Origin of the sequence: Petrotoga sp. HWHPT.55.6.3 (assembly GCF_002895495.1) — a bacterium.
Classification (GTDB): Bacteria; Thermotogota; Thermotogae; order Petrotogales; family Petrotogaceae; genus Petrotoga; species Petrotoga mobilis.
The window spans coordinates 1-22,042 of the sequence record NZ_AZRJ01000055.1 but is presented as its reverse complement, the minus strand read 5'-3'; the positions used below and the strand labels follow the sequence as shown (position 1 = coordinate 22,042).

General features: G+C 33.5%; 16 protein-coding genes. All 16 read right to left on the bottom strand.

Annotated features, from left to right (window positions below; genetic code table 11):
* Positions 1-24: 24 nt before the first annotated feature.
* Positions 25-2,208, bottom strand: a complete 2,184-nt coding sequence (locus tag X926_RS10020) for a TIM-barrel domain-containing protein (protein WP_103066019.1) — start codon at positions 2,206-2,208, stop codon at positions 25-27.
* A gap of 24 nt (positions 2,209-2,232) precedes the next feature.
* Positions 2,233-3,804 carry a glycoside hydrolase family 66 protein gene (locus X926_RS10015; protein ID WP_103066018.1) on the bottom strand — a complete coding sequence of 524 codons (1,572 nt, stop codon included), beginning with the start codon at positions 3,802-3,804 and terminating at the stop codon, positions 2,233-2,235.
* Between the two features lie 88 nt (positions 3,805-3,892).
* Positions 3,893-4,735, bottom strand: coding sequence for a carbohydrate ABC transporter permease (locus X926_RS10010; RefSeq protein WP_103066017.1), 843 nt, complete (start codon positions 4,733-4,735; stop codon positions 3,893-3,895).
* A gap of 11 nt (positions 4,736-4,746) precedes the next feature.
* Positions 4,747-5,634 (bottom strand): carbohydrate ABC transporter permease, encoded by an 888-nt coding sequence (locus X926_RS10005; RefSeq protein WP_103066016.1) that lies wholly within the window; start codon positions 5,632-5,634, stop codon positions 4,747-4,749.
* Positions 5,635-5,712: 78 nt separating this feature from the next.
* The gene (locus X926_RS10000; protein WP_103066015.1) at positions 5,713-6,960 is read right to left on the bottom strand and encodes an extracellular solute-binding protein; all 1,248 of its coding nucleotides are present in this window, start codon (positions 6,958-6,960) and stop codon (positions 5,713-5,715) included.
* A gap of 12 nt (positions 6,961-6,972) precedes the next feature.
* On the bottom strand, positions 6,973-8,160 hold the full coding sequence (locus X926_RS09995; protein ID WP_103066014.1) for an ROK family protein: 1,188 nt from the start codon (positions 8,158-8,160) through the stop codon (positions 6,973-6,975).
* A 233-nt stretch (positions 8,161-8,393) separates the two neighbouring features.
* Positions 8,394-10,118, bottom strand: coding sequence for a DUF4910 domain-containing protein (locus X926_RS09990; protein ID WP_103066013.1), 1,725 nt, complete (start codon positions 10,116-10,118; stop codon positions 8,394-8,396).
* A gap of 17 nt (positions 10,119-10,135) precedes the next feature.
* On the bottom strand, positions 10,136-11,146 hold the full coding sequence (gene galT / locus X926_RS09985; RefSeq protein WP_103066012.1) for a galactose-1-phosphate uridylyltransferase: 1,011 nt from the start codon (positions 11,144-11,146) through the stop codon (positions 10,136-10,138).
* 1 nt (position 11,147) lies between these two features.
* Positions 11,148-12,599: a glycogen synthase gene (locus tag X926_RS09980; protein ID WP_103066011.1), complete on the bottom strand. Its 1,452-nt coding sequence runs from the start codon at positions 12,597-12,599 to the stop codon at positions 11,148-11,150.
* A 51-nt stretch (positions 12,600-12,650) separates the two neighbouring features.
* Complete coding sequence (locus X926_RS09975; protein WP_103066010.1) at positions 12,651-13,271, bottom strand: CBS domain-containing protein; 621 nt, start codon at positions 13,269-13,271, stop codon at positions 12,651-12,653.
* A gap of 43 nt (positions 13,272-13,314) precedes the next feature.
* The gene (locus X926_RS09970) at positions 13,315-14,538 is read right to left on the bottom strand and encodes a M20 family metallo-hydrolase (protein ID WP_103066009.1); all 1,224 of its coding nucleotides are present in this window, start codon (positions 14,536-14,538) and stop codon (positions 13,315-13,317) included.
* Positions 14,539-14,568: 30 nt separating this feature from the next.
* Positions 14,569-15,624: a magnesium/cobalt transporter CorA gene (gene corA, locus X926_RS09965; RefSeq protein ID WP_103066008.1), complete on the bottom strand. Its 1,056-nt coding sequence runs from the start codon at positions 15,622-15,624 to the stop codon at positions 14,569-14,571.
* Complete coding sequence (locus X926_RS09960; protein WP_103066007.1) at positions 15,611-18,808, bottom strand: exodeoxyribonuclease V subunit beta; 3,198 nt, start codon at positions 18,806-18,808, stop codon at positions 15,611-15,613. The genes corA and X926_RS09960 overlap by 14 nt, the downstream gene beginning before the upstream one ends.
* 134 nt (positions 18,809-18,942) lie before the next feature.
* Positions 18,943-19,671, bottom strand: coding sequence for an ABC transporter ATP-binding protein (locus X926_RS09955; protein WP_103066006.1), 729 nt, complete (start codon positions 19,669-19,671; stop codon positions 18,943-18,945).
* A complete protein-coding gene (locus X926_RS09950; RefSeq protein WP_103066005.1) occupies positions 19,644-20,633 on the bottom strand; it encodes an ABC transporter permease in 990 nt (329 codons plus the stop codon). Before X926_RS09950 ends, X926_RS09955 begins: the two co-directional genes overlap by 28 nt.
* Positions 20,634-20,660: 27 nt before the next feature.
* Positions 20,661-21,602: an ABC transporter substrate-binding protein gene (locus tag X926_RS09945; RefSeq protein ID WP_103066004.1), complete on the bottom strand. Its 942-nt coding sequence runs from the start codon at positions 21,600-21,602 to the stop codon at positions 20,661-20,663.
* Positions 21,603-22,042 lie beyond the last annotated feature (440 nt).

Below are 22,042 nucleotides of genomic sequence, written 5' to 3'. Positions count from 1 at the left end.
GACTTGGGAATATCCCAAGTCTTTCTAAAGGATCATATCTTTTTTGATGACACTACCATCAATGTCGTATATTTCGAACTGGATCTTTTTTATTTTCAAAATATTCGTTGGATCGTATGTTTTCACATCTATTTTGAAATCGTTGCCTATTTTTGTTATATCTATCTTTAAATTACCAAATTCACCTTTTGAGAAGTTGTAAGTGGTTCCATCGTCATCATAATAATTGTAAACAGCGTGATCGCTAACCAAACCAATGACTGTTAGTTCTGTAATTTCTTTTTCACCAACATAATTCATAGGCTCGGATAGAAGTATCAAGCTATTCTCTTTTATGAAAAGAGGAATTTCATTTAAATCTGCTTCAATGTAATAATCTCCCGGTTCATAAACTTTCATATTTCTTTCTTCGTATTTAGAAGCTGTCCAATTAAGCCACTTCACTTCTGGCAAGTGTAAATATCTTCCCTTTTTGTTTTGTTCATAAACGGGTGCTACCATCAAAGATTCTCCGTACATGTACTGATCTTCTATATCTTTCACCCTATCGCCTTCAAATACAAAAGATAAAGGTTTTACAAATGGAACAGATTCTTTTACGGAGTTCATATATTCTGAGTAAGTATACGGTAGAAAAGCGTATCTGAGCCTCACTATGTCTCTCATGATGTTCAAAGATTCTTCATCGAACTGCCAAGGCTCCTGAGGCCTTGTATTTAGTGCAGAATGGTTTCGATAAAATGGTGTGAACGCTCCTAACTCCATCCATCTTATGACTAATTCAGCAGATGAATCAGCTCCAAAGCCACCAACATCCGCTCCCGTATAGAAAAATCCCATCATATTTAAAGATTGCAGCATTCTTATATTAACAATCATGTGTTCCCACCAAGATTTATTATCCCCCATCCATATTGAAGCCATCCTGTGGAGGCCTGGATAACTGCTTCTTGAGAGTAGCAGGTATCTTTCATTCGGGCATAACTCTTTCAACTCATCTGCAGTAGCTTTTGTCATGTTGAATCCGTATAAGTTATGAACCATATCGTGATTTATTAAACTACCATCGTCTAATTTATGGTAGAAGCTTTTATAATCTTCTCTGTTATTAGCTATTTTCAAAAGTGTTTCTCTTGCCAAGAAAACTTCTATACCGGCATTTTCCTTATTTTTTTCCAAACTTTTTAACAGTTCGATGAGATTGTCTAAACCTTTAGGGGTATAAAATATTGAAGGTTCGTTCATATCGTTCCAAAAGCCTTTTATTCCCATATCTGTAAAGAGTTTATACTTCTTGCCCCACCATCTTCTGACTTCTGAGTTCAAAAAGTTTGGAAAGTGCGTAGGTCCTGGCCAAACAGCTGCAACAAAATCATTACCGTTTTCATCCACACAGAAAAATCCTTTTTCCTTGCCTTCTTCGTACATTGAATAGTCTTTTTCTATTTTTACCCCGGGGTCTATGATCGGTATAACTTTTATTCCCATTTCTTTTAGGTCTTTCACCATCCCTTCGTAGTTAGGGAATTTATCTTTGTTTATAGTGAAAACCTTGTAACTATCCATGTAGTCTATATCGGTGTAAATGACATCACAAGGTATTCCAGTTTCTCTGAATTTTTTTGCGACATTTCTAACTTCCTCTTCAGAGAAGTAACTCCATCTTGATTGCTGAAACCCAAAAGCCCATTTTGGAGGGATGTAAGGTTTACCTGTTAAGTTAAAGTATTCCTTTATTATGGATAGCTTTTCATCAGAATCAAAGATATACAAGTCAAAATCTTTTGAAGGAACGGTGATCTGCAAAATATCTTTATCTGTAAATCCTATGTCAAAGATAATTTCAGAAGGATAATCGATGAACAGTCCGAAAGTATTTTTTCCATCCAAGATCATAAAAGGATGGGAACCGTATAAAGACATCTTTTCAGGGGTATGTTCAGGATCGTCTGTGTTGTAGAATCTGTAAATTTTACCTCTTTTGTTCAATGCCCCAAGAGTTTCTCCCAAACCATATACAACATCTTCTTTTGACATCTTGTATATGAAATTTATTTTGTTGTCTTCTTCTTCAACTTGAAAATATGGGATAGTATCGTTCTGTTGGAAATTTTTGCTTTCTAAGTCAATTATCACCGCCCCAGTTTTAAAAGGTTTGCCACTTCTGTACAAAGTAGTGTATTGCGTTAACTGCGTCTTTGTGAACATAATAGATAAATCCTCCTCCAGTTTTTATTCTAATTCTATCAGAATAGTTGACCAATATTCAAGTGTTGGGACTTTTACAATTAACCCATCTTCTTTTTCTAAAAAATCTATTTTTGAAAAAAATAACTGATTATCAGCTGAAGCAAAATATACATTTTTAATATTGTTTAAAGGAATAAAAATTTCTATATCATTGATTGTATTGGGTTTTTTTGTTTTCATTCTCCAAAAGTTTGTGCTTGTCCCTACGAAATTGACAAGATTAATGAAAACATACTTAGAGTTCATCTTAACATTGTACCATATAGAATCATTTTTTGGGTTCAAAGATAAATTATTTCCTTTTAATTCTACTTCTTTTTCAAGGATATCAAATAATTCTTCATACCTTACTTGGTAATCATAGTAATTCCTGAGTTTATTTAGTAAATCTTGACTTACAATATCTGCGTCGCCAGGGAAATAGGGCCCTCCGAGTATTAACAAATATTCTCCCAGTTCTAATCTTCTTCCACCACTTATTGCAATAACCGCATCAGTCAAAATAATATTTTCTTCAAAAGAGGGATTGATGTAGGCAGCAGTTATGACATTCTTTTTGCTTCTTTCCTTAGCTTCTTTGATCATTTTGTACATATCTTCATATGTATTACATGATTCCCAAGGTTCTATATAAATCGCATCTGCTTTAGCTTGAGATTGTATTTCCTTGGGCCAATTATTAACATAATTAAAGATTACCGGAGCTTCTGTTTGTTGTTTCAATTCATTTATGAATTCCCTAAAACCTTTAGATGTTATGTAAGGTTTATATTCGTTATTTTCTAAGTAAAAAGATGCATAATCTTTAGGGTATCCATATTGATCTAAATGTATTCCATCAAATCCAAATTTTAAAGTTTCTTTACATTGTTGTATAAGAAATTTTGTCCAACCTGAATCTTGATAAGTATTTGTGATTAAAATTTTTTGATAAAAGTCAACCGGTTCATAATTCTCACCTTTTATTTCGTATAGCAACCACTCGGGATGATCTAAGCCAAGATTTCTTTCTACACCGTAAATAGGGACATAACCCATAGAAAAAATATTTTTTTCATGTCCTTCTCTAATTAATTCTTTTAAAACAAAATTTGATATATTCCTTTCTCTATTCCAGGCATCTTTGTAATTTTCTTCTTTAGAAACTAGATATCCATAATCATACATCCAATCATAATATTGCAAAGAGTTGATATGATATTGGGCTAAATAATCCATCGTTTTATCGACGTTAAATCTTCCTTCGCCAAAATCTGTTAAAAACCCATAGCGAGGTGACTCAGTCCATGAATTTAAAACCGGAAGGCCCCTGCTTAAGATCAGATTATCATTTACATAAAAGTCTAATCCATACCCTCCAACTTTAGAAGGAGCTTTTAAAGATATTTGCATGATTTCTTCCACTTTAGATATGTTTATACTTAATTCATTAATTGTTTGAATATCTTTAGTTATAACAATTTTAATTTTTTTAGTTTCGTTAGGAAGATTCAACAACCTTAGATTTATAGAATCATTTGGATAATAGAATGATTTATCAAACAAAATGTCCATACTTTCACCTCCAAATATTGATACGAACCAAAGCAAGATATAAAAGTTTAAAAATATGATTTTCTTTCGCAATTAAAAGTCTCTCCTTTCAAAGTTTTAAACCTCCTTCAGAAACTGATTGTATAAAATACTTTTGAAATAGGACATAAACTACTAGTACAGGGGCCAAAGAAATCATAGTTCCTGCAAATAAAACATTCCATTGAACGCTAAATTGACCTTTGAAAGTCATTATACCGATAGGTAATGTCCAATTGTTCTTTGAAGTCAATATCAAAGATGGCCAAAAATAGTCATCCCATATTCCCAAAAAAGACATTATAGTTAACGCCCCTACAGAAGGGAGAGCTTGTGGGAAAACTATATAAATAAATCTCTGCCAGGCATTGGCTCCATCCAATTCTGCACTTTCTTCGTATTCAACAGGCATAGCTTCAAAGAATCCCCTCAAGAAAAAGGCGTTGAATGCAATCCCTCCTATGCCTCCTGTTAAAATAAGTGTAATTTTGTTATCCATCAACCATCTTATTTTACTAACAATGTCGAATTGAGGAATTATGAGAAGTAATCCCGGTACGGCTAAAGTAGCAATTAGAAGGGAGAAAAAAGTTTCTTTTCCTGGAAAATTGTACCTTGCAAATCCATATGCCGTTAAAGCGGATAATAGAACATTCAAAATAATTGCAGGAAGCGTTATGGTAACGCTATTTATAAAGTATCTGGCAAAATCAGCTTCTTTCCAGACAGTTATATAATTTTGGAATGTAGCAGGCTTAGGGATTAATTGTGGTGGAACGGTGAAAATATAACCTGTTTCCTTTAAGGAAGTTATAAACATGTAATAAAATGGAAAAGTCATTATTATTGCTCCTAAAATTAAAATACAAAAAACAATTATATTAGTTATTTTTTTTGAGTTTTTTCTTTGCATTTTTTCACCTCTTAATAGGAACTTCTTTTAGCTAATAGTTTCCTTTGGATTTGAGCTATGGCAAAAACAATAATGAAGAAAATTACCGATATTGCTGACCCGTAACCAAAATGGAAATAATCGAAGGCTTCTTTAAACATATATGAAGACAAGACCTCCGTTGATCCCATTGGCCCCCCGCCAGTCATAACATAAACTGAAAGAAAAACATTAAATCCGCCAATAGTAAGCATGACAAGTTCGAACATAATTGTGGGTACCATTAAAGGTAAAGTAATTTTAGTTGTAGTTTGCCAGCTATTAGCTCCATCTAAAGAAGCTGCTTCGTAAAGTTGTTTAGGTATTCCTTGGAGTCCGGCTAAGAAAATAAGCATTGACCACCCTATGCCTTTCCATATACCTAATGTGTAAATAGGTATCATTGCTGTATTTGGGTTGGATAGCCATGCAATATCCTTCTGTATTATATGAAGCAAGTCTTTTAATAAAAAGTTTACTAAACCTCCTCTTGCTGCAAATAGATATTGAAACAATATTGAGACTATTACCCAAGAAGTTATTACAGGTAAATAGTACAGTAGCCGAAATAAAGTTTGACCTTTCATTTTTCTATTTAAAAGGAGAGCTACTAAAAAGCCAAAAATCATTTGTCCAGGAACTGTAATTAGTGTATAAAAAATAGTATTCTTTAAAGCTACATAAAATTTTGGATCTTGAAATAATTCTATGTAATTTCCGAATCCTATAAATTCATTAGGAATATTAGGGTTAATATTCCATTCGTATAAACTCATAATAAAACTTTTTATAATTGGGTACAATGTCCACGAGAGATAACTGATCAAACCAGGTAGGACAAAAAGAAGGCCAACCAATTTTCTTCTCTTTTCCCTAGTCATTCTTTATTCCTCCTCTAATGCTAGGAATTATATTAGGTGGAGGAGGATATCCTCCACCTAGAATTTTACTTCCCATTCTTATCTATAGTCTTTCAGAATTTCTTCAATTTCATAAGCGGCGTTATCTAAAGCATCTTGGGGATCTACTCCTCCTATAGCTGCATTTTGCCAGGCACTATCCATAATATCGTTGATTTCGTTCCAAGCAGGATGAGGGGAGCGAGGGATTGCTGTTTCTAATTGTTTTAGATAAACTGGGAAGAATGGATGTTCTTTAATTTCGGGTTCATCAAGTAATCCATTCAATACAGGCATCTGACCAACAGTTGCAAATTTTAGCTGAACTTCCTTTGAAGTCATGAATTTTACAAACTCCCATGCTTCATTTTTGTATTTAGTAGAGCTGAAAATAACTATATCTTCACCCCCAACTACAGATTTAGAACCTCCTTTACCGGCAGGGACGAGGGAATAATTAATTTCTGCATCGGGATACTGACCTTTTATAATACTCTCAGCCCATGGGCCATCAAATGTCATAGCGTAAATACCTTCAGCATATCCTTCTAATACACCAATTCCGCCTCCTCCAATAGGAGCGATATAGCCTTGATCGTATAAATCTTTAAATGTTTTTAAAGCTTCTACACTTTCAGGTGAATTCACGTATCCTTCTGCCTTCGAATTTGTTGGGTCAAGGATTTGTCCACCAAAAGAGTATATCCAAGGCATGCTATTCCATGGTCCAAAACCTGTATCAGCAAAACCCCATTGGTCAATCTGTCCGTCTCCATCAGTATCTTTGGTTAAAATTTTGATATATTTAATAAATTCTTCCATATTTGTTGGAGGCTCACTTAATCCACTTTCTTCAAACATTTTACGGTTCCATAACAAAACTCTTGTATTTGTATCCAAAGGGACTCCGTAATAATGACCTTTCCAGTAATTTGTAGCCAATGGACCGGGTAAAAAATCATCTTTAATTTGTTGAAAATCATTGGAAAATTCTTCATCGAGTGGTAATAAGACACCAATATCAGCAAATTGTGGGACCCAGATAATATCCATTCTCATAACGTCAGGGTATTGTGCAGCTGCTGTGCTTACGATCAATCTTCTTCTCATTTCATCGTAAGGAACTTGAACTTCTGTAATTTTGATATCAGGATGTTCTTTTTCAAATTCCGGTATAATTTCTTCAGTTAATAGTTTATACTCTCCTGAAGTAGTAGAATAACTATGCCAAAAAATAACTTCCTTAACCTGAGCCAACATGAAGGTGCTAATAAGTATCACAACCAACAAAAAGAATGCTTTTTTCATAATATCTCCTCCTCAAACATTGATATAAAACATCTCCTCTTGAATTACTTGATACACACCACCCAACATCCATGCTTTTGGTCCTAAGTTATCAACATCGTAAATCACCCTTTCACCTAAATTTCCGAAGGCATTTTTTCTTGCATAGTTTATAGAGTTTTGTAAGAAATAATCTGAAAACTCTAAGGCTTCTCCGCCTATCAAAACGTATTCAGGAGTAAAAATATTGATTAAATTTTTTATGGCTGTTCCTATTAATGTTGAATATTCGTTGAAAACCTCGTGTGATACTTGAGGATCTTCTTTTATAGCTAATCTGATAAATTCAACTTCTGATAACTCCGTATTTTTAAACGTTTTATAATATTCTTTGAGAAGCGTGTTTTCACTTTTTGTGTAGATCTTATTAACCAAAGATTCAAACCCGGCTTCTGCTTCTAAGCATCCATAGCTGCCACAACTACATTTATTTCCATTCTCTTTTATAGTCATGTGTCCAATTTCTCCGGCGCCGCCGTTTCCAGTGTAAAGATTTCCATTTACAATAAGTGAACCCCCTATGCCTACCCCAAGAGTCATAACTAACGCATGTTTATATTTTTTTAATTTCCCTTTCCATAAGTGAGCAAGTGTGAAAGAATCAACATCGTTTATTATGTAAACAGGTACCTTTAAGATATTTTTTAAGATTTTGCCAAGTTCAACGTTTTTCCAATTTAAAATGAAAGAATCTAGAACAACACCTTTTGTTGAATCGATTGTACCTGAAACAGCTACAGAAGCTCCGACTAAATGATTTTTGTTTTTTTGTTCAACGTATTCTTTAATTAGGCAGGAAATTTTATGGGGGTCAAACTCTTCTCCAAACTCTTTTCGTTCTTGAGATAAGATATTTCCAGTTAGATCAGTTATAATTAGTTGAAGATATCCCAAACCTATCTTTGCTCCTAAAATGTTTCCGAAATCTGGATTAATGCATAATAGAATGGGTTTTCTTCCTCCGGTCGAATTGCTTTCCCCAATTACCCGGATCAAACCTTTCTTTAGTAAATCAGAGGTAATCTTTGTGACTGTTCCACCACTCAAACTTGTTTTTCTTGCTAGTGTGGCTCTGTCGATCTTTTTTTCTAAAAAGATTTCCTTTAATATGGTTTTCTCATTTATATCCCTAATTAATTCTCTGCTACCTACTAAAGCCAATTTTTCTCCTCTTTTCTATAAATTTTAGAATGATTTTATTATCTTACTTTCTTTACTATCGAAAGTAAGTTTATGAAAATTATAAACCTCTTTACAAAGATAGTCAAGTTTAAATACAGCAGATTATGAGCAATTAGGAGAGATTAGAACTAATTAAGAGCGTTTATCTTGCTTTTTCTTATAAATAGAAAATAGGCACTCATATAGAGTGCCTTAATATAATAGTGTAAATCTCACATTTCTATTAATTTTTCTTCTTTTAATCTTTGCAGATAATGTTCGACTTCTGCCTTTAAATCTTCCTCAATTCCCAACTCTGCTTTTGCTATTAAAATAGCTTCTTCTTTTGAAAATCCTAGTTCAAATACGTTCAAAAATACATCTAAGAAATCTCTAAAGTTAGGTACTTTTTCTCTAATTTGGTTCATCCATTTTATATCTTCGATATTGTACCACGAATCAGAAATTGGCCCAATATTTTTTCTTATCTTTCTTTTTTGTGAAGGGATCAAATTAAAGTCAATTTTTTCCTTAAAAAATTCAATTAATTCTTCTTCAACGTCTCCATATTTAGAGAGTTGCTGTAGTTTTAGGTACGTCATATAATTTACATAATTGGTGATGAGTTTGCTTTGAACATTGGCTAGCTTGAAATGATTGTTTATAATTTTGCCTTTTACTTGTGCCGAAACTTCTTGACTCATATTGTCTAGATCGTAGATAGTTTTTAAAACAGCTTTTCCTATCCAGTCAAGGGTATTTTTTGAACAATTATCAACCGTGTCGTCGCTTGAATGGTAATACCTATCCGGCCAATTTGTTAATGAGACAGCCGGTATTCCCAAGTTTGGATCTGAAAACATGTAATGGTCCGAACCTCCTGAATATCTTTCGAAAGATAATCTAAAAGCAGGATATTCTAAGTTCACGTAAAGAAGTTCTCCTAAAAAAGATGGTATTGCCCAAGGGGAAGGAGTTAATTTAAGAGTTGATCCTGTTTTAAATTGATCTTCCCCAACCATATCTAAGTTTATAACATAAGCGTTTTTTGGAAATTCTGTTGTTAAATAAGCAGCTGTACCGTACATCTCTGCTACCCAAAGACCAATAATTTTTCTGTTTAAGTGATTTTGGAATTTTTCTAATACTCTCATTACTTCTGACAGTAGTGCAGAGCCGCTTGCATTGTCGTTAGCTCCCGGTTTTGGATGACACAGATGAGCAGTTAAAATAATAGCTGGTTGGTCGGTATCTTTACCTATATTTTCTTGTAAGACTTCTAGGGTATTTGTTCCTTGATCTGCATCCAAAAAGGCTTCTATGTAAACTTTTTCTTTTTTAAGCTTTTCCCTTAATTCTTGAAATTGATCGTAAGATAATGCGTAACCATAGGCGTACTTATTTTTAAAACTTGGGAAAGAAGTATAATTAATGGTATCAGGTAAAAGATTCGGAGTTCTTCCTATAGATTTATCCTGAGCTTTCATATGGTAACTGAGGACACATCTTGCGTTGAATTTTTCTATAGCATAGTGGTAGACTAGGGTGGGATTACCGTCAGCCAATACCGCATTTCCCGGTTCAAAATTTTTGTAGTCTTCCTCTGTTTCTCCCTTTCCTACATCGAAGACTTCCAGTTTCTCTACTCCATCAGTTTTATCTGATAAGAATATTGCCGAGATAGGTGTTAGAGAAAGATCAGAGACGATGTATTTTCCATTTTGATATTTTAAAAAGCCTCCGTTTAGATTCCAACTTGGAGGACTTTGCCATGTGTTGTAAGTTTTATCCATAGGGAAGGTAAGCAAAGTTGAATTTTTCAAATAATTTTGAATTATCCCTCTCGCCTTGGAATATTCTAAGCTACCTTTTGCTCTGTGAAAACCAGAGATTTTTCTAATTAATTCCAAGGCATTTCTCGAAGAAAATTCGTAAAATATATCTTTTAAGTCTATCATTTCGTTCCCCCCCGTTTTCAAAGAATGTCTTTTTCTTCTATAAGGTCACTGCAGGCTTGTTCGGGAGAAACATGGTTTATATGAAAGCCTGTACCCCATTCAAAACCAGCAACATTAGTTAATCTAGGTAATATTTCTATATGCCAGTGGTAATATAGTTCCAGTCCGTCTATAAACGGTGAAGTGTGTATGAATAGATTAAATGGTGGATCGTCAAGTTTCTTATCAAACCTTTTGGTTATAATCGAAAGGGTTTTTGCTAAATCTTCAACTAATGCCGGATTGTTTTCTAAGGACCCAAAGTCATGTGAATGCTTGAGTGGAAGTATCCATGTTTCGTATGGAAATCTGGAGGCGTAAGGTTCTATAACAATGAACTCATCCGTTTTGAAAACGACCCTTTGTTTGTCCTTTAACTCTTGGTTTATTATGTCACAATAAACACATCTTTCTCGAAAGTCATAATAAGATTTGGAGCCTTCTATTTCTGATTTAATAGTGATGGGAACGATTGGAGTGGCGATGAGTTGAGAGTGTGGATGTGAAAGGGAAGCGCCAGCTTCTTCTCCCTTGTTTTTGAATATTTGAATGTATTTTATGTTTTTGTCTTTTCTTATTGTTTGAAACCTTTGTATGTAAGCCCATATTATTTCTTTTATTTGATCCATTGGCATATCAGCTAATTTCGCGTTGTGTTGTGGTGTTTCTATAAGGACTTCATGGTATCCATAGCCAGACATTTGGTCATATATCCCGATACCCTGTTTTTTCAATTCGTTTTCAGAGTCGAGCGCTGGAAATTTATTCGGAACAACCCGAACCCACCATCCCGGGGAGTTTGGAGTGGAGTTAGCGTCTCTAAAGGCTATTATTTCTTCCGGTGTACTGTATTCATTTCCATAATCGAAAGGACAGAAGGAGTTTTCTATTTTTTGCTGTTGCTTTTTGAAATCCATGGGCCTTTTCGATCTTTCGGAAGATATTATAACCCATCTTTTTATTATAGGATCTTTTCTCAATTCCATCATTCTAATAACCTCGTTTTTTGTCAAGGGCGATTTTGTATAATTCGATGTATTTCTTGGCTGTTTTTTCGTAAGAGAAATCTTCTTTCATACAGTTTTCAAAAATATTCGTCCAGTCATCATTCCTTTTTTGATGAAAGTACACAGCATTCATTAAAGTGTATAATAAATTCGCTTCTTGGTATTCATAAAATCCGAATCCTGTTCCTTTCTTATCTTTGGGGTTGTATTCCGAAACCGTATCCTTCAATCCCCCTGTGTATCTTACAACGGGAACGGTGCCGTATCTCATCGAGTACATTTGGCCTAATCCGCATGGTTCATACTTAGATGGCATCAAAAAGATATCAGATCCGGCGTATATCTTTTGAGCTAGATCGACATCGAAGGTTATGTTGATGGAGACTTTTTTAGGATAAAGTTTTGTCAAGGTAGCAAAATATTCTTCGTACTTTTTATCTCCTGTTCCTAATAAAACAAATTGAATATCAGTGAGTAACAAAAGGTCTATTATTTTTGAAATTAAATCGATTCCTTTTTGCTCAAAGAGCCTACCAATAAAAGAGATTAGCGTTATATTTTCATCCTTAACGAGCCCTAAGTATTCCTGTAAACTTGTTTTATTTTTTAATTTGTCTTTGTATGATTCAATAGGATAAAAGATATGTGGATCCTTTAATGGGTCATAAATGCTGTAATCAATGCCGTTTAATACACCAAACAAATCTTCAGATCGAACCTTCAATATACCTTCTAGTCCGTATCCGTATTCTTCGCTCTGTATTTCTTTTGCATAAGTGGGACTTACTGTATTTATTATATTACTGAACAAAATTCCACCTTTCAATATATTTACTTTTCCATAATATTCCAAGGCGTTTATATTGAAGAGGTAATTAGGTAATCCAGCCTGATTTAGTACTTCAGGGTTAAAAAGCCCTTGATAACCTATGTTGTGAATAGTTAATATTGTGGCTATCTTTTTTAAAATATTGTCTTGAAAATAATTGGTTTTTAGATATACAGGTATAAGAGAAGTATGCCAGTCATTTACGTTGATAACGTTTGTGTCTGGTTCACATTCTTTTATAGTTTTTAAAACAGAGTCACAAAAATACGAAGTTTTCAAAAAGATATTTTCCTCATCATATATGTTTTTTGAATCGTAGAGGGTGTTCGTTTTAATAAAATAAATTGCTACAGAGGAACCTTCTAAATAACTTTTATAAACACTAAAAGGAGACTTATGTGTATGAGAATCAGGTATTAAACCTGTTTTTACAAGCTGAAATTTAGAAGTATTAAAATTATTTTCTATGTTTTTATGAAAAGGCATCACAACGTATATATCTTCTCCTGCATTTTTTATATATTTTGGTAAGGCTCCAGCTACGTCTGCCAAGCCTCCAGCTTTAGCAAATGGAGAAACTTCGTAGGATACGTAAGCTATTTTCATAATATGTATCGCCTCCTAATGATTAATTCTATTACAGTTGGCCTTTATTTTTTACCTGTCTTTATCTCCATTTTCTTCGTATATACCTTCATACTCTATATTTTCTTCGTCTAATATATCAGAAATGAGGTCAATATTTTTAATACCTAATTTAAGACTGATCATTCTCTTTTCATCACTTATTTTGGCGGTCATTAGAGAAAGAAGGTTGATTTTTCGATTCGCAAATATGCTCAAGAGTTTGCCGAGTTCACCGGGAGCGTCATTTATCTTTATTAATGCCCGTGTTCCTGTTTCATCAATAGCTGAGATGGTTTTAAAGGCTTTTAAAACTTCAAAAAGTCCAAAGACTCCTACAGGGCGCATTTCATTGTTAACAACAGGTAAAACTCTCGCTCTGTTTTCTAACATCAAAACTAGAGCATCTTCTAATAAGTCAGTGTCAAATAAAAAAGAGTCGGTAGGATCTAATAATTCTATTAATTTCGTATCAAAATCATAAGAAGAAAATGTAGGTATATCGTTGAAAGTGATGAGGTTGTACAAAGTTCCATCTCGTCTCACAACGACCAAATTTTCTTCTTCACTGTTTATTTTATCAAAGGCTTTTTGCAGGTTTTCTGTGTACTCAATTGTTTGAAAAGTATCATTTTGCCATAATTTTACATACATCATATAACCCCCAATATAATCTGTAAGGCTCAAAACAATATAATTATAAATTACTCATAAGGTATGCGAAAACTTGGGTATCTTTAATTAAATTATCAATTTTCACGTATTCGTTAGGTTGATGTGCTGTTCCATCAATTGTTGACCAAACAGCAGCAGGAAACCCTGCCCCACGGACTATCGCTGTACAGGTACCTCCACCTATTCCACCAACTTTAGCTTCTATATTTCTAAGATTCATTATACTTTCTTTCAACATTTCTACACAGGGATGGTCTTTTGGTGTGGGTTTTGTTGATTTTTCAAGATGCTCCCCTTCAATTATTATTTTGACATTCCATTTATTCTCGTATTCTTTTGACAGGTTTTTAAGGTTGTTTATTATTTGCTCAACGTCATAATTTGGAAGAATTCTTCCATCGAAATATATAATATCTGTTCCAGGAATGGTATTTATGTTTTCAACATTTGATACTTTTTTTGTTGGTTCAAAAGAAGAGTAAGGATAATTAAAGAGGTCATCTCGTTGGTTGTAAGTTTCATGGAAATATTTATCCGCCGCAACTGCAAAATCCATACCCGCTCTATGGGCGTTAATGGAGATATTGGGCATTGATGCATGGCCTTGCTTCCCAATAGTTGTTATTTTTAACCACATAATCGATTTTTCTGCAACTTCGATGAAACTTCCATCAGGTTCTCCCGCATCAGGTACGTAGAACCAATCTCCTTCTTTAAATAATCCTTGTTTTAATAAGTATTTTATTCCAAATTCTGAACCCGTTTCTTCATCTGAAACCAAAGCTAAGGCGATGTTGTTTTCTGGCCTCATACCTAAATCCATAATGCTTTTCACGGCATACAATGTTGATATTAGAGATGCTCCGTTGTCTTCACTTCCCCTTCCAAAAATCTTTCCATCTTTTACTACCGGCTGAAAAGGATCTGTTTCCCACAATTTGATATCACCAGCAGGTACTTTGTCCATGTGAGTTACAAACCAAATGGTTCTTTGTGGATTATGACCTTTGTAGGTTGCAATTATGTTTGGCCTGTATCCATATTCAACAGCATCGTCTGGAGCGTCGTATCTTTTAATTTCATCGAAATTCCAGCCTCTAATCAAGGATTCCAACCATTCGGCAACTTCTTTTTCCCCAGGTCCTCCCGCGCGTGGATTAACAGAGTTAATTGATATAAACTTTTTTGAACTTTCAATAATTTCTTCTTTTAATTCTTCTACTTTTTTAATAATACTTTCCTTCATCGAAATACCCCCCTTATATATATTTGTAATTCAAAACCATTTTTTCTTTTTGAATATAATGATCATAATTACAGCTATAGTCGCCATAATTCCTAAAATTATAAAATACCCAAATTTCCAATGCAATTCTGGCATATTCTCAAAATTCATTCCATATATTCCCGCTATAAAAGTTAGTGGGATGAAAATAGTTGATATTATGGTGAGTATTCTCATTATTTCGTTCAAACGGTTGCTTACTATCGACAAATAAATCTCTGTCAAGTTATTTAGATTCTCCCTCAATAAATCGATAGATTCGTTTATCCTTATGGTATGATCGTAAAGATCGATAAAGTATACCTGATTACTCTCATTCACAAACCCTTTTTCTTTTTTTTGTATTTGAAAGAGGATGTCTTTTAAAGGGGATACAAATCTTCGGAACCTTAATATTTCCTGCTTAATTTTCTTTATTTTTATAAAATGCTCTTCTTCTATTTCTTCGGTGATTTTTTCATCTATTTCTTCCGTGTGTGAAATATAGTTATTTAGCTTTGAGAAGTAACTATCAACCACGATATCTATTAAAGAGAAAGTTAAATATCCTACATCTTTGTTCCTGATTTCTCCTGCGTCCGTCTTGAGTTGTGTTTTTAACAAATTTGTGGCAAAATTCTTTTCTTCTGAGAAACTAATCACTATGTTTTCTTTTATGATTATACTGAGTTGTCTGAATTCTAGCTTTTCATTTGAATCGGAGATTATTTTTATGACTAAAAATGTATAAGAATCATAGAACTCAACCTTAGTTCTTTGATTGACATTAATTATATCCTCTAACGTTAACTTGTGGATGCCGAAGATTTCCCCAATAGCTTTTAATTTATTTGAGTCAGAGACGTTTTCAAAGTCGATCCAATGAATTTTGTTTTTATCTAGGGTTTTTATAAGGTCAAAACCGACATTTTCAAATATGTCATAAGAGTGTTGATCATAAGAAAAAACGTTGATAATTGCGTTAATTGGCTCTAATTTTCCTGTGTAAATAAGCTCCCCAGGAGGTTTCCCTACTTTGCTTAAATTTTTTTGTTTACCTGAATTCATAATTATCTTCCTCTTTCGAAAGTTGTGAGATCAATCTCTCTTCAAACTGTGGGTCGTATTCAAAAATTATGGGATCTTGTAATGTTTTGATACTTATTATATGTCCCCTTTTTGGATTCCCAAAATCGGATAATAGATAAAGATAGAATAGTATTTGAAATTTATAATCGTTGATTTTTTTTGGATCTCTCAATTCTGAGTATTTGTAATCCAAAATCTCAATATCACCATTTTCTATGATGACTTTATCAGGAATGCCAAATAACATGTATTCTTTTTTTCCTAAATTCAATTTTTTCATGAGTCTCCATTCATTTTTTATTATTTTATTCTCGGTGGGTGTGAAGGCTTTTTTCACTATATCTAATTCATCAAAACCCTGTGGTAGCTCTCCGCTTTTTATCATATTTTTTATGTGGCTTATGTTTTGAGCACTTCTTAGTTTAGAGTGTAAAAAAGATCCTCTAAAGATAAGCTCTTGATCTGAAAAAATGTTTTTTGGATCAAAATAAGTTGAAGGAGATAGAATAGTTCCACTGAGGTCTTCGATTAAATCTAATTCTTCAGTTTTTATTTCCTTGATCATGTAAGTTGGGGCTATATACTTTTTATATGAGAGATTGGTTAAGTCTTTAAGATTTTGTTGAGGTATTTCTTTAAACAAAGTATTTTTTTCATCTTGGTTTAGAGGTTGGAGGGCGTTTTCTTGTGCTTGTTGAATATGATCAGATTGAATTATATCTATCATATCTGAATTTTTTACAGTTAAGAAGAAATTATTTAATGTATCGGCTTTCTCATTGGACACTAAGATAGGTATCAGCAAGTCTTTCGCTCTTGTTATTCCCACATATACTAATCTATTGGATTCGGTTTTATCCAAAAACTCATTGTTTTTAAACCATTTGAGTAGCCAGTGATCACTGTTTTCTACGCTCTCTTTATATACATTGTTTAAGATGTAATATCTATTTCCTGTCGCATCAGGGATCGAAAATTCTGCATTAGAACCATTTTTTGTGCCTGAAATAGAGTTGTGTAAACCGATCATTAATACAATAGGAAATTCCAAACCTTTAGATTTATGGATGGTCATTACTTTCACACTGTTAGATGTTTCATCTTCTATAGAAGCCTCTTCTTCAGAGATATTAGAAGCATTTTTCAAAAATCTGACCAATTCAGAAAAAGAATTTGCCATATTGTTGTATTCTTCGGCTTGGTTTATAAGTTTTTTTATATTTGATATTGAAACTTCAGGATCATTTGTTAAAGCAAGTTTTGAGAAGTAATTGTTGTCGTTTACTATACCTTTCAGTATAGAAGAAGGAGTTAAATAGTATTTGAGATCTTTGTACTTTTTAAGCACTTTATAACTTTCCACTACATCTTCAGGGAATTCGCTTTGCATATTTTCAAAGGTTTCAAAGAAACTTCCTTGCCTTTTTTCTACTAATTTGGAAAGATCTTGAAAGCTCATACCTACTAGAAGTGACATCATATACCTTACAAACTGGTAGTCGTTGAGAGGATTTTGAATTGAGTTGAGAGCAGCGAAAATAGCTTGAATTTCTGGTCTGTTGTAAAAAGATTTGCTGCCGAATATATAAAAGGGTATATTGTATTTAAAAAAGGTTGTTCTAAGTATTTTCTCTGTATTTTTTAATTCTTTTGAAAGGACAGCGATATCTTTTGGTTCTATTTTTCTTCTTTCATAATATACTTTATTATTTTTTCTTACTTTGAAATCCATTTCTTGTCCTAACAACTTTTTTATAACTTTTGCCAACGTCTCTATTTCAATGGCAAGGCGATTTTCTTGGTTGTTTAATCCGTTGTCATCCGTGGGTTCAATTATTATGTATTTAACTCTTTTAGTATCATCTTCACTCAACGTGGGAATCGTTTCGGTCTCTTGGGGAGGGATTTCGGGTTCTGATATATCTTCTTCTTGGAAAGAGAGATTTTCTAAAAGGTTGGGATCGATATCTGGCATCTGTAAATTATCTCTTTTAAATAAAGAGAATTCAGAAAGACGATTCGCGAAATTTATGATTTGTTGATGGGATCTTCTGTTTTTAGTTAATTTTCCTAAAAGAACTTCTTCATCGGAGTTTTGAGCTTCTGTTAAAGAACGAGAAAATACAGACACATCCGCTCCTCTGAAACGATAGATGGATTGTTTTCTATCTCCAACATAAAAAAAGTAATTATCTGTGGTATGGAGTTTGTCAAAGATTTCTTTTTGAAGATAATTAGTATCTTGAAATTCGTCAACTATGATATATTTAAATTTATTTTGGTACTTTTTAAGAAGATCGGGGTTATTTTCGAACTCTTCTACAACCTTTTCTAAAACCGCTTTGAAATCGTATAAAAAATTATCGATGGTTAATCCCAAATAGAATTCACTAGCGATAAGAGAAATAATTTTGACAAGCCATAAGAAGTTTTTGTAAAGTTCAGTGAGTTCTTTATCTGCTAATTCCAAATCATTAGTTAATAAAACTCTTGACATTTCAATACGCCAGTTGGAAACAATATCTTGAATTATTTTTTCAAACTTGTCCAATCCTATTTCAGAAAGTATATTTTTAAAGGATTCTTTAAATTTTGTTTTTTCTCTGTTCAAAGTTTCAACATACTTTTCTATTTTTTCCTTTCTTTTTGTGGATAAGAAGTTGAGCCAATCTATTTCTTTATCTTGATATATTTCTAAGGCGACTCTTAGAGCAGAATAAACCGATCTTTCAACTTCTCGATCTCTTTGAAAATCGCTTATTATACTAAAATTTGGGTCTACCCCCATGGAAATGTTGTTTTCTCTTATTATCCTTGAGCAAAAGCTGTCTATAGTTTTAATCCATGAGCGGGATAAATTAATTTTTACTTCGTTCCAATATTGGTACCATTCTAATTTGCTGATGCCATATGGAGGTTTTTTAACCAGTTTGTTTGAAACCTCTTCCATAATCCTATTCTTCATTTCAGAGGCGGCTTTATTTGTGAAGGTCACCGTAAGAATATTATCAACTATGTCAGCATTTGGGAAATTCTTTTCTAATACTTTTATAAAATATTGTGTAAGAATATAAGTTTTGCCCGTTCCCGCTGATGCCGAGATGAAGAAATTCCTGTTTGGATCATCTATCTCTTTGTAAACATCAACTTTTTTTACAGTCATTTAGTATCTTGTCCTTTCAAATTTTGAAACAATCTGTTTTAAATATTATACCATAATTATATTATTGATTAAAAAAGTAAAGACGCCCTGCTGGATAGAGCGTCTAGAAGATAAGTTATAATTATTTTTATTTTTTAATTAGCTGTAATTTTTTTAAATTCTTCTTTGTTGTGTATTTTTTCGTAGACAAAATCTTTTGTAACTTTTCCGTCTTTGATTTCCACTATCCTACTTGAATATTTTTCTACTATTTTCATATTGTGCGTGATCATTATGATGGTTAGTCCAAGCTCTTTATTTATCTTCATTGTTAGTTCCATCACCTTTTCGACATTTTTGGGATCAAGAGCTGCAGTATGTTCGTCTAATAGCAGAAGATCAGGCTTCGTTATAGATGCAAGTACCATGGCGAGAGCCTGTTTTTGTCCCCCGGAAAATTCTTTGACTTTTGTTTTAAGCCTATTTTCTAATCCCATGTTTAAAGACTTCAACAATTCTAATCCTTGATATTTTCCAAATGAAAAGAATCTGTTGCCTTTTTTGGATCCCAAGATCAAATTTTCTTCAAGAGTTAAATCAGGGAATACACCTCTATCAGGTTCTTGATACACTATACCGACATTTCTAAAGAGTTTGTAGGGCTTGGTTCTTTTTATGCTTTTGTTATTTAGCGTGAAACTGCCTTCATCTAACACTACCTCTCCGGTTAAAACTTTAAGAAGCGTTGTTTTTCCCGCACCGTTGGGACCTATGATAGTGACGAATTCTCCCTTTTTAACGCTTAGTTCAAATTTGTCCAAGGCTTTTTTTTCATTAACTTGATTTTTATTGTATACTACTCTGATGTTTTTAAGCTCAACCATTTTTTAAATTCTACCCTCCTTAATCCTATTACTATTATTATGAACAACGCAGTTATTAGTTTCATATCGCTTGATTGGAAGCCGATTATGTAACCATATCTCATAGCTAATGCCAGTAAAAATTGATAGACAACAGCTCCAATTATGGGGCATAACATGTTATAGAACGAATTAAACCTGCCAAATATGATCTCCCCCAAAATAACCGCGGCTAAAGAAGTTACAACTATGCCTTGCCCCATATTTACATCTGAAAATCCACCGTACATAGAGAACAAGGATCCCGAAAGCCCCGCGAAGAAATTTCCTAAAAATAATCCGATTATACTCATAATTTCGGGGTTCATACCCAGGTTTTTGATTCCTGCCTTGTTACCCCCGTATCCCCTGAGCGCAATTCCTAACTCCGTTCTCAAAAAGATTATTGTTAGAAGAGCAGATACAAATACTATCGAAGCTATTAGGATGGTAGAATTATATCCAGAGTTTTCTCTGAATGGAGATAAGGTTTTTTTGGTATCGTTTATTGGTAAATTACTTTGACTTTCATTTAAGCTACTCATGCCTAAAATGTCATCTAACTTCGTTTTTTCTGTGTATTGTGCTTCTTGCTGGGCTGTTATTTCTTTTGGAACAGAAACGTTCGGTCCATTCATGACCCTTATGTTTATCGAATAAAGCATGGTCATAACCAATATGCTAGCTAACAAAGAATTGACTTTTAATTTGTTATGTATTAGTGCGGTTATTATTCCAAAAAAACCGGCCATTAAACCACCTAGAATCATACACAGTATCCAAGGCAGGCCTGCGTACATAAACGCAACGGTTACCGCTCCTCCCAATACATACGATCCATCAGGTGTTAAATCCGGAAGGTCGATGACTCTGAAACTTATAAACACACCCATTGCCACAAGGGAGGCAATTAATCCTTGCTCTAATATACCTACTAAATCCATAATTTTCCTCCTAAAATTCTTTCAAGATCATTGTGCATCTACTATTTCATCTGCAATATCTAAAAATTGTTGAGGTATGTTTACATCGAGGGCCTGAGCTCTGTCTAAATTTATATAAAACGTTAGTGCGTCTGCACTTACTATCCTTGACTCAATTTCGTAAGTTTTTTTGCCGTTTATGAGATCAAGAACAATTTTTCCTGTCTCTATTCCTACTTGATAATAATCAAAGCCAAAACCTAAAACTGATGTTTTCTTTGCTATATCAATATCTCCTGCAACTACCGGTATCTTGTTTTTTTCGAATACCTGGCCTAAGATTTCAGCAGATGAAGCAACCAAATTATCTGTGTATAGATAGGCAACATCTATCCTGTTTGCTTGAGCGTTTAAGGAAGTTACAAGTTCATTGGCGTTCGTTCCCGTGATTTCAATTACATTGAATCCCAATTGGAGCGCAAATTTCTTAGTTTGATCCGCTAAAAAAACTGAGTTAGCTTCTCCGGTATTGTAAAGTATCGCTAAGTTTTTGGCATCTGGAAATATTGTTCTCATGAGGTTTACATGAGTTTCCACAGGAACCATGTCACTTATTCCAACAACATTTCCTGGATTTTTACCAAATTTGGGGATCAAACCCGCACTGATTGGATCCGTAACGGCACTGAATACCACCGGCTTATCTTTTATTTCAGTTGCCGCTGCTTGAGCGGAAGGGGTTGCTATTGCAACTATTATATCTACATCTGTTTTGAATTTGTTAGCTATAGTTATCGCATTTTGAAAACTATTTTGAGCACTTTGATGCTCATATTCAAAATCTACACCTGACTCTTCAAGGTAATCAACTATTCCCTGATAAATCTTGTTTAAAGCAGGGTGTTCCACAATTTGTGTGATGCCAATCTTTACACCGAAAGCAAATGTGAATAGAGAAACGATTACCAAAGTTGTTAATACTTTTTTCATACCCTCACACCTCCTGGAGATTTTGTTTTCTCCGTATTTATTAAAAAAAAGGTGTCTACTTTTCGTAGACACCCACTTGTTTCTTCTTATACCTACTTGCTAGCTAATAGGTAATGGAAGGCACCAAGTTGGGTGTCTTTCCAATACCAAAAGTAGAAATATTGATTATTTTTTGATTTTACATCATTGAGAGGATTTGTTAAAAAGTGTAATGAAATTTTTTTCATAGTAACCCTCGCTTAATTGAAATTTAATTTTCCAAATTATACATCAATCAATAAAAATTGTCAAGTAAAAATTGGCTGTATAATAAAAATGGTTGATGAGGTACTTGACAAAAGGGGTAAAAAAAAGATATCACTCCTCATAGAACAAAAAACAAAAAAATAAAAAGAGAGAGAGGAGTGCTGACACTAATACACATCTGACGACGCCGACGA

Excerpts from the sequence above, each read along its gene's own strand:
- X926_RS09970 (WP_103066009.1), bottom strand. The coding sequence starts at position 14,538 with ATGAAGGAAAGTATTATTAAAAAAGTAGAAGAATTAAAAGAAGAAATT.
- X926_RS09955 (WP_103066006.1), bottom strand. The coding sequence starts at position 19,671 with ATGGTTGAGCTTAAAAACATCAGAGTAGTATACAATAAAAATCAAGTT.
- X926_RS10020 (WP_103066019.1), bottom strand. The coding sequence starts at position 2,208 with ATGTTCACAAAGACGCAGTTAACGCAATACACTACTTTGTACAGAAGT.
- X926_RS09960 (WP_103066007.1), bottom strand. The coding sequence starts at position 18,808 with ATGACTGTAAAAAAAGTTGATGTTTACAAAGAGATAGATGATCCAAAC.
- X926_RS10010 (WP_103066017.1), bottom strand. The coding sequence starts at position 4,735 with ATGCAAAGAAAAAACTCAAAAAAAATAACTAATATAATTGTTTTTTGT.
- X926_RS09945 (WP_103066004.1), bottom strand. The coding sequence starts at position 21,602 with ATGAAAAAAGTATTAACAACTTTGGTAATCGTTTCTCTATTCACATTT.
- X926_RS10000 (WP_103066015.1), bottom strand. The coding sequence starts at position 6,960 with ATGAAAAAAGCATTCTTTTTGTTGGTTGTGATACTTATTAGCACCTTC.
- X926_RS09975 (WP_103066010.1), bottom strand. The coding sequence starts at position 13,271 with ATGTATGTAAAATTATGGCAAAATGATACTTTTCAAACAATTGAGTAC.
- galT (WP_103066012.1), bottom strand. The coding sequence starts at position 11,146 with ATGATGGAATTGAGAAAAGATCCTATAATAAAAAGATGGGTTATAATA.
- X926_RS09950 (WP_103066005.1), bottom strand. The coding sequence starts at position 20,633 with ATGGATTTAGTAGGTATATTAGAGCAAGGATTAATTGCCTCCCTTGTG.
- X926_RS10005 (WP_103066016.1), bottom strand. The coding sequence starts at position 5,634 with ATGACTAGGGAAAAGAGAAGAAAATTGGTTGGCCTTCTTTTTGTCCTA.
- X926_RS09980 (WP_103066011.1), bottom strand. The coding sequence starts at position 12,599 with ATGAAAATAGCTTACGTATCCTACGAAGTTTCTCCATTTGCTAAAGCT.
- X926_RS09990 (WP_103066013.1), bottom strand. The coding sequence starts at position 10,118 with ATGATAGACTTAAAAGATATATTTTACGAATTTTCTTCGAGAAATGCC.
- X926_RS10015 (WP_103066018.1), bottom strand. The coding sequence starts at position 3,804 with ATGGACATTTTGTTTGATAAATCATTCTATTATCCAAATGATTCTATA.
- corA (WP_103066008.1), bottom strand. The coding sequence starts at position 15,624 with ATGAATTCAGGTAAACAAAAAAATTTAAGCAAAGTAGGGAAACCTCCT.